Origin of the sequence: Noviherbaspirillum sp., assembly GCF_036846085.1 — a bacterium.
In the GTDB taxonomy this organism is placed as follows: Bacteria; Pseudomonadota; Gammaproteobacteria; order Burkholderiales; family Burkholderiaceae_D; genus Noviherbaspirillum.
Genome location: NZ_DAIUCO010000184.1, coordinates 1 through 10627, shown reverse-complemented (window position 1 = coordinate 10627; position 10627 = coordinate 1). Strand labels below are relative to the sequence as shown.

Below are 10627 nucleotides of genomic sequence, written 5' to 3'. Positions count from 1 at the left end.
TCGGCAGCGTGCAGCGCCTCGCGGACGGCCGTTTCGACGTTCGCTACCGCCTGTACGACACGGTCAAGGCCGCCTCTCTTTCCGGTTTTGGACAAGCAGCAGGTGCGGACCGCATCCGGGTGGCGGCCCATCGCATCGCCGATGACATCTACGAAAAGCTGATCGGCGTGCGCGGTGCGTTCGCAACCCGCATCGCGTATGTGACCAAAGTGGGCAATGAATACCGGCTGGAAGTCTCCGACTCGGACGGCGAAGACCGGCAAGTCGCCCTGCGCTCCAACGAGCCGATTATTTCACCGTCCTGGTCGCCTGACGGGACCAAGGTTGCTTATGTTTCCTTCGAAGCGAAGAAGCCGGTGGTCTATGTGCAGAACCTGGTGACGCGCCAGCGTACGGTCATTGCCAATTACAAGGGCAGCAATTCCGCGCCGTCATGGTCGCCCGACGGGACCAAGCTGGCGCTCGCGTTGTCGCGCGATGGCCTGACCCAGGTGTATGTCGTGAATGCCGACGGCTCCGGCCTGCGCCGTGTATCAAATAGCAGCGGCATCGACACCGAACCGCAATTTTCCGCTGACGGCCAGAATATCTACTTTACGAGCGACCGCAGCGGCGGACCGCAGATCTACAGGATGCCGGCCAATGGCGGCGATGCGCAGCGCGTGACCTACAACGGCAGCTACAACATCAGCCCGCGCGTCTCGCCGGATGGCAAATCGCTTGCCTATATCGCGCGCAGGGACGGCAGGTTCCAGCTATACATCCTCGACCTCGGCAACGGACAGGAATTGCGCCTCTCCGATACCGCCAAGGACGAGTCGCCCAGCTTTTCGCCGAACGGCAAGTACGTCATGTACGCAACCGAGTCAGGCCGCCGCGGCACGCTTGCGGTGGTCTCGGTCGATGGACGTGTGCGGCATTCACTCACCACGCAGGCTGGCGATATCCGCGAGCCGACGTGGGGACCGTTCATGAAATAATATGGATTCACAACAACACTGCATTACCTTCAGGAGAAATCTAATGCATCGCTTCACCACATCCGCCCTTCTCATTTCGAGCGCCCTGTTCCTTGCCGCCTGCAGCTCCGCGGTCAAACTGGACGATAACGTCAAGGTGGAAGAACGCACCGGCACGACACCAGGCCAATCGACATCCGATTCGCGCAGCGTGAATCCGGTTACTGCCACCACGACCGACCCGTTGAACGACCCAAAAGGCATCCTGGCCAAACGCAGCGTCTATTTCGATTACGACAGCTATATCGTCAAGGACGAATTCATCCCGGTGGTCGAAGCGCATGCGAAGTATCTCAATGCAAACAAGGGCCGCAAGATCGTTATCCAGGGCAACACTGACGATCGCGGCGGTCGCGAGTACAATCTGGCATTAGGTCAGAAGCGCGCTGAAGCGGTCCGCAGAGCGCTTTCACTCTTGGGTGTAGCCGATGCGCAGATGGAGGCGGTATCTTTCGGTAAGGAAAAACCGAAGGCCACCGGCAGCGACGAGGCCGCATGGGCCGAGAACCGTCGTTCGGACATCGTCTACCAATAAACATGAACCCATCTTTCAAAACTTCGATTGCTGCGGCCTTTATGGCCGCATTTTCTTTTGCTCCGCTGGCCGCACACGCACAGCTTTTTTCCGATGACGAGGCGCGCCGTGCGATTCTCGATATCCGTGCGCGGCTCAACAACATGCAGAATGAAATCAACGCCAAGGCTGACAAAACGAATAACCTGGATCTGGATTCGCAAAATGCGCAGCTGCGACAGGAGATCAGCAAGTTGCGTGGTCAGGTCGAAGTACTGACCAATGAGCTTGCGAATACACAGCGCCGGCAGAAAGATTTCTACGTCGACCTCGATAATCGTTTGCGCAAGGTCGAACCCCAGCGCGTGACGGTGGACGGCAAGGAAGTCAGCATCCAGCAGGAGGAGCAGCGCGCGTATGATGCGGCGCTTGCCTTCTTCAAGGCAGGCGACTACAAGAATGCCGGTGCCGCATTCTATGACTTCACACGCCGCTTCCCGCAATCGGGTTTTGCTCCATCGGCGCAATACTGGCTGGGCAGCACCTACTACGCACAGCGCGACTACCGCAATGCGATCGCGGCCCAGCAGGTGGTCGTGAAAAGTTATCCGGACAATCCCAAAGCGGCCGATGCCTTGCTGAACATTGCAAGTGCCTATATGGAATTGAAGGATCGGGTATCCGCGAAACGGACACTGGAAACACTGGTTGCACAGTATCCGGAAGCACCCGCGGCAGAGACCGCAAAGGAACGTTTGTCAGCGCTCCGTTAGCCATTACTTTAGCAGTTGTTTTGCCGGATTCGGGGAACGCTTGTTCACATTCCTGATCGGAGCAATCAATAACTGTTGAAATGTTTATTGTTGCATTTGACAGAGTGCATTAGTTTTATCTATAATCTTGGTCTTCGGGTCGTTAGCTCAGCTGGTAGAGCAGCGGACTTTTAATCCGTTGGTCGCAGGTTCGAATCCCGCACGGCCTACCAATACAGAAGCCGTCACTAGAAATAGTGACGGCTTTTTTATTTGTCCGAATTAGACGTTTTATTTGGCAGCGTCTAATATTTTTGCAGTTTCCACTGCGAAAAGGCGGCGCATGCCCGACCCTTCTGTCCTGATAAACATCTGCAACGAAGCGATCGAGGCTCAAGAAAAGGTGAAGACTGGCGCACGGCATACTGCCAATCATCAGCGCCCAGATCGTTTTACAGCTTATTTCCCGCATTGAGGAAGAAACACCAATCATCAGCTCGGAAGAACATTAAGCGCTGGGCCGCGATCTGACCGGTTACATAAAAACGAAAACTGGCGATGAGTTGAATCCGGTACGCGATGATCTTCTGTTGCATGCGCGACAACTATTGTGACACCGGGGAGCATCAAAATAGAACGCCATGGCCGTGGCCAATGCATCTTTGGACATATCGATCGCTTCGTCCTCAGTGACACCTGAACTCTACGTCCCCACAATATCCGGAAACGACACCATAAAACCATCGTCCGTTAGACGTTAAAACGACCGGGTAACGCATTGCATTCTCTATGTGTGAGGTGCCGTGAATATCGCGAGCGGACGGCCATACGGTCGTGTACTCCCGACTCTGCTTATCTGGCTGATTCTGTTGCAAAAAGTCGCCGAGCAACATAGCCAGGCATCGGATCGTTTATCCGATGAGGATGCGTTGTGGCAAACAGACGGTGCCAAGTTGGTTTCAGAGCGCCGTCATACCGCCGGTTTGGCTAACTGGGGCTCATCTGTGCAAAGCCGTTTCGCCAACCGCCTCAAATAAGCTGAAATTCTGGCAATAGGCTTTGCTGACGCGGCAAATGATCGTACCCGCCTTGATGACGCGGGAAGGCAGATTAACAAAGATACACCGCCGGTCATGCAGCAATTGCGCGCCGGGACAGTGATAGGCGCTCACACAGCCTGCCCCCATAGCGGAAATACTCCGTCCTCATCCAAATTCGCTGGACCGAGCATCAAGGATGTGTACTTTGGGTGGAAACAAATTACAAAACCGGCCTGCCTATGCCGCTTCGACACATGGACGACGAACGCCATCCACGAAAAACTGCGGGCCAATTTAAATTGGCCCGCACAAACAACAAACGCTCCGGATTGCCCGAAGAGTATTGGCATTACTTCGTGCCGGAAACTTCCACTTCCACGCGGCGATCAGGCTGCAGGCAAGCAATCAGGGCCTTGGTTGCCTTGTCGCCCTTGCAGTCACTGGACTTCGTGACTGGATTAGATGCGCTTGCACCTTTGGCCGTAATCTTCCCGGACGGGATGCCGGCCGGTTGGATCAAATAGCTTTTGACCGCTTCGGCGCGCTGCATTGACAGCTTCGTGTTGTAGGTGCGCGAGCCGATACGGTCGGTGTGGCCTGTTACCGTGACGATCTCAAAGCTGGCGCCGCGCAGGTCCGCCGCAAGCTTGTCGAGGGCTTGTTTTCCTTCAGGCTTTACGGTCGACTTGTCGAACTCGAACAAGGAGTCGGCCGAGAGCGATACCTTTATCGGTATCGGCGCCACGGCTGCCGGCGGCGGCGGGACCACGACGACCGGTTGTGGCGCCGGAGCGGGCGCAATATAGCTTGTCGCCACCGGGCGTGCGGTCGTCGTGGGTCCGCCGAACCGATAAACCAGGCCGATCGAGACTAGGTCGATATCGCCCTTGTTGCCGACGGCATCGTTGATCCGATAGCGTTCTGCCTCGGCGCGCACTGCCAGCGCGTCGGTGAATGCGTATTGCACGCCGACGCCAAACTTGTAGTTGGTGTCACGCTTGCTCGGGTTGGGATTGGATACGCGGACTGCGCCGGTTCCCCTGAACGAATCCCTGGCCTCGGCGTAGTTGACGCCGACCCGGCCGAATGCGGAAAACTTTTCGGTGATGGGCAGTATGCCGACCAGATCAAGATTCAGGCCCTGAACCCTGATGTTGCCGTTCAGGCTGCCCGCTGGCACGGTGGTCGCCGTATAGCCGAACTCGCCGAAGTTGAAGTAGCCGCCTTCAACGGCAAAATTTTTGTTGATCTGGTATCCCCCGTAAATTTTGTACGCGGTGTCTCGGTTGTCATTGGTCATCGAGCCGGTGGCATAACCGCTGCCCAGCAAACTGCTGCTGATGCGTTCATTGTCGATTTTCGCGCGCGACTGCCCGACATTGGCGCCGGCGTACCAGCCTGTGTCGTCGGCCATTGCGATCGGACTGGCAAGGATGGCGAGTGCCGCCAGACCGAGCGTCCTTGATGCGTTTGCTAGTGTCATTTTTATTCCAGAATGTTTTGAAATTTTCGTGCAACTTGCGTAGGCAAATGCGCACGATTCATCGTCGTTGATGAAAGGCGGCGGGAATATTCCCCGCCGCCTTTCATCTATCAGGCCTTACGGCGCAGGCACGTTGATACGCGTGTTCACCAGGGTGACCGAGGCATTGAGCCCCAGCGCACGGCCGTTGAGCGTGGTGATGGCGGCGTTGCCCGCGGTGGAGAATGTGACGCCGGCGTCGGCGATGATGGTGCCGACCATCGTGCCGCCGCCTGCGCCATTGATCGTCGCGGCAGTACCGACGCGCCAGAAGACGTTTTTCGCCTGTGCACCGTTGATCAGTTGCACGCTACGCGGCGCACCGGGCGCACCGACGGTGAGCGAGGATGCAGTCTGGAAGACCCAGGTGGCATTCGCATTGCCCTGTCCGTCCAGCGTCAGGTCCGATCCGGTGATCTGGAACGTGCCGCCTGCCGCTTGATAAACACCCGGGAACAACGTCAGTCCACCCAGTTGGCCGGCGCCTGGATCCGTACCACCCGGCATTGCTGCCGGCGAAAGGATATTGGACCAGGCGTTTTGTGCATCGGCGCGTGCCTGGGTTGCGATCTGGAAGGTGGTGGCGGTGCCTTCGGTACCGTCTCCCGGGCAGCAGACAACCAGGGGCGGCGCGGTGTAAATCTTGCCGTTCACGGTGCCGATGTTGGAACCCGTCTCGGTGTAGACATTGCCGCCGGTATCGTGGAATCCGGTCATCGTGGACGAAGCGGCCACGGTACCGATGTCGCCGTTAATGACCGTCAGGGTGCCCTGGTTAGTCATTCCGGCCGCGCCGCCGAAACCGCCGAAGGTCGTTGCCGCGCCAAGTGCGACGGGCTGGACAGGAGAAGGAGTGACCGGCGGGGTAACAGGCGAACAGGCAGCCTGCGTGCCGGTGGTGAAGGTCCATATCTTGTTATTGGCCAGCGCGTTGCCTGCCAGATCCTTGACGCCGCTATTGCCGCCGTCGATGGTTGCAATGAACGTGGTGCCAGCCGCAAGAGGCGTGGTGGGCGTGAAGGTTGCAATGCCGGTGGTGGCGTTGTAAGCGGTTATTCCCGCCACCGTCGTTGTGCCCGGTCCTGCCAACCTGAAGCTTGCCGTGGTGATGGTAGACGCATCCATCGTTTCGCTGAAGGTGGCGTTGACCGCGTTGCTGCACACGCCCGAGGCGCCGTCAGCCGGATTGGTGGACAGTATCGTCGGCGCAGCGGTGTCTGGCGCCGCTCCGGTGGTGAAGGTCCATGTCACGTTGCCGGCCATTGCATTCCCCGCCAGATCCTTGCTCATGGTGCCGATGGTCGCGGTGTAGAGCGAATTGGCCAGGAGACTAGCAGTAGGTGTGAAGGTTGCGGTAGTGCCGACGGCCGCGTAAGTCACCATGCCTGACACCGGCGTTGTACCCGGACCGGCCAGCGTGAATGATGCGGTGCTGATCGTTGCAGGGTCCATCGCTTCACTGAAAACCGCGGTGATTTTCTTGTTGAACGCCACGCCGGCCGCCGCATTGGCTGGGTCGGTGGCAGTTACTGTCGGCGCCGTGGTATCCGGAGCGACACCGGTAGTAAAGGTCCACACGACGTTGCCGGCCAGCGCATTGCCGGCCATGTCCCTGGACCCGGTGGATATCGTCGCGGTATAGCTTGTGTTGGCGGCGAGACTGCCAGTCGGGGTAAAGGCTGCGGTCGTGCCATTGGCGGCGTAGGTCACCGTGCCTGAAACCGGCGTTGTGCCGGCACGGGCGAGCGTGAAGGTTCCTGTGCTGATCGTTGCCGGGTCCATTGCTTCACTGAAGACAGCAGTGATCTTTTTGTTGACCGCCACACCGACGGCCGTATTGGCCGGATCGGTCGAAATCACCGTGGGTGCCGTCGTGTCTGGAGCAGCGCCGGTGGTGAATGTCCACGCGAAGTTACCGGCCAGCGCATTGCCGGCAAGATCCCTGCTCTGGGTACCGATGGTTGCCGTATACAAGGTATTCGCCGTCAGATTGCTCGCGGGCGAAAAGCTTGCGGTGTTGCCAGCGGCGGCATAGGTCACCAAGCCTGGTACCGATGCCGTGCCGGGACCTGTCACGGTGAAGCTGGCCGCCGTGATGGTCGCGGGGTCCATCGCTTCGCTGAAGGCAGCGGCAATCTTCTTGTTCACAGCCACGCCGGTGGCGGCGTTCGCCGGGTCGGCGGAGATGACGGTAGGCGCGGTGGTGTCGGGAGCCGCCCCGGTGGTGAAGGTCCACACGACATTGCCGGCCAGTGCATTACCGGCGAGGTCCCTGGCACCGGAGGTGATTGTCCCGGTCATCAATGTGCTCGCGGGAAGAGTTGCCGGATTGGTGGGTGTAAAGGTTGTGGTCTTGGCGCCGGCCGAGTAGGTGACGGTGCCCGCCACGGGGCTTGCGCCAGGGCCGGTCAGCGTTACGGTTGCGCCGGTGATTGATGCGGGGTCCATGTCTTCACTGAACGTCGCGGTGATCTTTGAATTGATAGCAACGTTCGTAGCACCGGCAACGGGGGACGTGAGCGTCACCGTGGGCCGGATGGTTTCCGGCGCCACGCCTGCGCCCAGGATGGGATCCTGTCCTCCTCCGCATCCGGCTGTCAGGCCTGCCATCAGCAGGGGCACGCACCAGGTGAGACACCTGGAATAAACCTTCTCGATTCTGTTCATGTTGCTTTCCGTTCATGGTGGCTGCGGTAGAACCGGTTCACGGTGCATCCATGATCCTGCCGCAGCGTTGGTAGCGTCCGAACTGGACGATGTGAAATGTTTTTTGATAAACAGATGGAAGCACAGTAAAACTCTGCGCCAGCGGCAACACTGTTTAATTGCTCCGATGCATCGTTATAGGCGGCATCTCGATACCGCTCGGTTCGGCAGCGCACATAGCGCCGGGATTTGTGGATGCAAAGAGACGGTGCGATGCAACGCATCCTTGCAACGGTGTGGCAGCGAGGCGGTTACGCGATAAGAAAAAATAAAACGCATTCTGTGCGGTGACGTACATCCATTTGAGTCGGTCCTGCGTAGCCTGCGTGCCAATGTCCAAGAAAACCAAAGGCCCGCTCCCATGAACATCCATTCGGCGCTTGCGCCGTTGCCAACCCCTGACGCCGAGAGCTTGTTTCGATGACACCACGTCGATTTACGCGGCGCCGTGTCGGCATCCTGCTCGGCATCTTCGTCCTGCCCCTTGCAATCGGGCTGATCGCGCTCGCCTTGCTGCTCACCTGGGACTGGAACAAGGCACGTCCATGGCTGAATGAAAAAACCAGCGAAGCGATGGGCCGGCCGTTCCGGATCGCCGGCGATCTGTCTCTCACATGGAAAGCACAGGACGGCGCGATGCCCGATCATGACAAGACATGGCGCGACGCCATTCCCTGGCCGCATCTCGTGGCCAGGGATATCCACATCGGCAATCCCGCGGACATGCCCGCCGGCCCGGCTACGGCGCCGGTTTCGGTTGTCACGTCCGACGCGTCGACGCCGACTGCGGGCGACATGGCCAGCGTCAAGGAATTCTCGTTCTCGCTCAATCCGCTGGCCTTGCTCGACAAGCGCATCGCGATACCGGCACTGCGCTTCGACTCGCCGGTCGTGCAGCTGCAGCGCGCCGCCGACGGCAGGAATAACTGGACCTTCAAGCAGGCGGAAAAGCCGTCGTCATGGAAACTGGAGCTCGATCGCATTATTTTCAGCAAAGGCGTGGTGCACCTCGCTGACGCACTGCAGAAAGCCAATATCACAGCCACGATCGATACCATAGACCCCCTCACCGACGAAACCGCCGGTTTTGCATACGGCATCGCATGGAAGCTGCGCGGCACGTTCCAGGGCGACCCGATCTCGGGCAGCGGCAAGGCCGGCGCCGTGCTTTCGCTTCAGCATCAGACCGCGCCCTACCCGCTGGCGGCCGGCCTGCGGTTCGGCGGCACACGTGTCAGCGTCGAAGGCACGCTTACCAGACCGACCGATCTGCTCGCGGTCGACATGCGCCTGAAACTCGCGGCGCCCAGCATGGCGCGCCTGTACACACTGACCGGCATTGTCCTGCCCGAAACGCCCCCCTTCTCCACCGAAGGCCATCTGATCGGCAAGCTGGGCAAGCAAGGCAGTCAGTGGACATACGACAAATTCACCGGGAAAGTGGGAGGCAGCGATATCGGCGGCACGCTTGCATACCAGGCGCACCGGCAGGACGGTCAGCAGCGCGGCCTGTTGACTGGCGACGTCGTGTCGCGCCTTCTGCAGTTCAGCGATCTCGGTCCGCTGATCGGCGCCGACTCCAACGCCAGCAAGGCCGTGCGCGGCGTCGCACCGGTGCAGCCCGCCGGCAAGGTGCTGCCGGCCGAACCCTTCAAGACCGCACGCTGGACCAGCGTCGATGCCGATGTGAAATTCGCAGCCGGGCGCATCGTTCGCGACAAACAGCTGCCGATCGACAAACTGTCCGTTACCCTGCATTTGCGGGATGGCGTGGTCACGCTGTCGCCACTGACATTCGGGATTGCCGGCGGCACGCTGAATGCGGAGATCAAGCTGGACGGCAGCGGGCGCACCGGTAAAAACGCGATCAGGGCGGAAGCCAAAGTGTCGGCACGCCACCTCAGGATCGGGGCATTATTTCCTGGCACCGATGCACTGAAAGAAAGCGAAGGTGAAATCAACGGCGATGCGCAACTGTCAGCTACAGGCATGTCAGTCGCTACCCTGCTGGCCGCCTCCAACGGCGAAATAAAAATTCTCGTCAATCAAGGCACGATCAGCAAACTGCTGCTGGAAAAGATGGGGCTGAACATCGCCAACGTCGTTCTGACGCAATTGGCAGGCGACCGCCAGATCAAACTGAACTGCCTCGCCGCCGATTTCGCCGTCACCAATGGACTCATGCATGCACGCAGCTTTGTGGTCGACACCGCCGAAGCCATCATCAACGTCAGCGGTGACATCAACCTTGCGTCCGAACAGCTGGACCTGACGCTGAGACCCGATACCAGAGGCTTGCGGGTCTTCTCGCTGCGTGCACCGTTGTATGTGCACGGCACGTTCGGCAAGCCCGGTGTAAGCGTTGACAAGGGCGTGCTGGCGATGCGCGCCGGAAGCGCGATTGCGCTTGCCGCGCTGGCGCCGATAGCGGCGTTGCTCCCGCTTGTCAACACCGGGCCGGGTGAGAACAGCGAATGCGGGAAGCTGCTTGCGAGCGCGCGGATAAAGCCGGTGGCGCCGGCGCCGGGAAAGACGAGCTTGCCATAGGAGCCTGTCGGACTTAGGGAGTCGAAGCGAAAAAATAGCCGGGCGAGGACAGATTTCGCCGGGTTCGCAGTATCAATAGCGGGTTATTGACCAGGAACGCGGTGAAATATGGACCGTCCAGATATTTTTGCAGCCGATTCTTCCTAAGTCCGACAGTCTCCTAGGTGAATGACATATAGATCTCTTATCGTGCGGTGCCGCACATAAATTTTTCCGTTGCCCGGGTAGCCTGTCCCTGTCGCCTTGTGTTCGGCATGCAGTTCATCCTTCGCGTGTCGCGCCTTCGGTCTCAGCCCCTCCCGTCAACCCGCCAAAATAGAAAGATCCGCAATCATGAACATCAACCTGACCTTGGCTCCTTTGCTGTCGCTCATCGCCGGTATTTTTATCTTCGTAACGCCCCGCCTGTTGAATTACATCGTCGCCATCTACCTGATCGCGATTGGCATCATCGGCCTGGTCGGCACCGGCAACCTGTTTAAGGCAACGCTGAACAAGTAAACGAGATTGCTTATCGAGCGTTATAG

The 10627-nt window shown here is 59.0% G+C and carries 8 protein-coding genes and 1 tRNA gene; 7 read left to right on the top strand and 2 right to left on the bottom strand.

Features of this window, described 5'->3' with window-relative positions:
• The 5 genes from tolB to V7080_RS18580 form a co-directional block, all read left to right on the top strand.
• On the top strand, window positions 1-980 hold a 980-nt coding region (gene tolB / locus V7080_RS18600), incomplete at its 5' end, for a Tol-Pal system beta propeller repeat protein TolB (RefSeq protein WP_334189886.1).
• A 43-nt stretch (window positions 981-1023) separates the two neighbouring features.
• Entirely contained in the window at window positions 1024-1554 is a 531-nt protein-coding gene (gene pal, locus V7080_RS18595) for a peptidoglycan-associated lipoprotein Pal (protein ID WP_334189885.1), read from the top strand.
• Between the two features lie 2 nt (window positions 1555-1556).
• Complete coding sequence (ybgF, locus tag V7080_RS18590; protein ID WP_334189884.1) at window positions 1557-2306, top strand: tol-pal system protein YbgF; 750 nt, start codon at window positions 1557-1559, stop codon at window positions 2304-2306.
• Between the two features lie 136 nt (window positions 2307-2442).
• A tRNA-Lys gene (locus V7080_RS18585) sits at window positions 2443-2518 on the top strand.
• A gap of 570 nt (window positions 2519-3088) precedes the next feature.
• On the top strand, window positions 3089-3322 hold the full coding sequence (locus V7080_RS18580) for a hypothetical protein (RefSeq protein WP_334189883.1): 234 nt from the start codon (window positions 3089-3091) through the stop codon (window positions 3320-3322).
• Between the two features lie 352 nt (window positions 3323-3674).
• Here V7080_RS18580 and V7080_RS18575 read toward each other — a convergent pair whose 3' ends face one another.
• Window positions 3675-4808 (bottom strand): outer membrane beta-barrel protein, encoded by a 1134-nt coding sequence (locus V7080_RS18575; protein ID WP_334189882.1) that lies wholly within the window; start codon window positions 4806-4808, stop codon window positions 3675-3677.
• Window positions 4809-4925: 117 nt separating this feature from the next.
• On the bottom strand, window positions 4926-7514 hold the full coding sequence (locus V7080_RS18570; protein ID WP_334189881.1) for an Ig-like domain-containing protein: 2589 nt from the start codon (window positions 7512-7514) through the stop codon (window positions 4926-4928).
• Between the two features lie 459 nt (window positions 7515-7973).
• Here V7080_RS18570 and V7080_RS18565 point away from each other — a divergent pair, with 459 nt between their 5' ends.
• Together V7080_RS18565 and V7080_RS18560 are read left to right on the top strand one after the other, a co-directional pair.
• Window positions 7974-10100 carry an AsmA family protein gene (locus V7080_RS18565; protein WP_334189880.1) on the top strand — a complete coding sequence of 709 codons (2127 nt, stop codon included), beginning with the start codon at window positions 7974-7976 and terminating at the stop codon, window positions 10098-10100.
• A gap of 333 nt (window positions 10101-10433) precedes the next feature.
• A complete protein-coding gene (locus V7080_RS18560) occupies window positions 10434-10601 on the top strand; it encodes a DUF3096 domain-containing protein (RefSeq protein WP_334189879.1) in 168 nt (55 codons plus the stop codon).
• The last annotated feature ends 26 nt before the right edge of the window (window positions 10602-10627 follow it).

Bases quoted from the DNA above. Each gene is read 5' to 3' on its own strand.
- pal (WP_334189885.1), top strand. From the start codon at position 1,024: ATGCATCGCTTCACCACATCCGCCCTTCTCATTTCGAGCGCCCTGTTC.
- ybgF (WP_334189884.1), top strand. From the start codon at position 1,557: ATGAACCCATCTTTCAAAACTTCGATTGCTGCGGCCTTTATGGCCGCA.
- V7080_RS18575 (WP_334189882.1), bottom strand. From the start codon at position 4,808: ATGACACTAGCAAACGCATCAAGGACGCTCGGTCTGGCGGCACTCGCC.
- V7080_RS18570 (WP_334189881.1), bottom strand. From the start codon at position 7,514: ATGAACAGAATCGAGAAGGTTTATTCCAGGTGTCTCACCTGGTGCGTG.
- V7080_RS18565 (WP_334189880.1), top strand. From the start codon at position 7,974: ATGACACCACGTCGATTTACGCGGCGCCGTGTCGGCATCCTGCTCGGC.
- V7080_RS18560 (WP_334189879.1), top strand. From the start codon at position 10,434: ATGAACATCAACCTGACCTTGGCTCCTTTGCTGTCGCTCATCGCCGGT.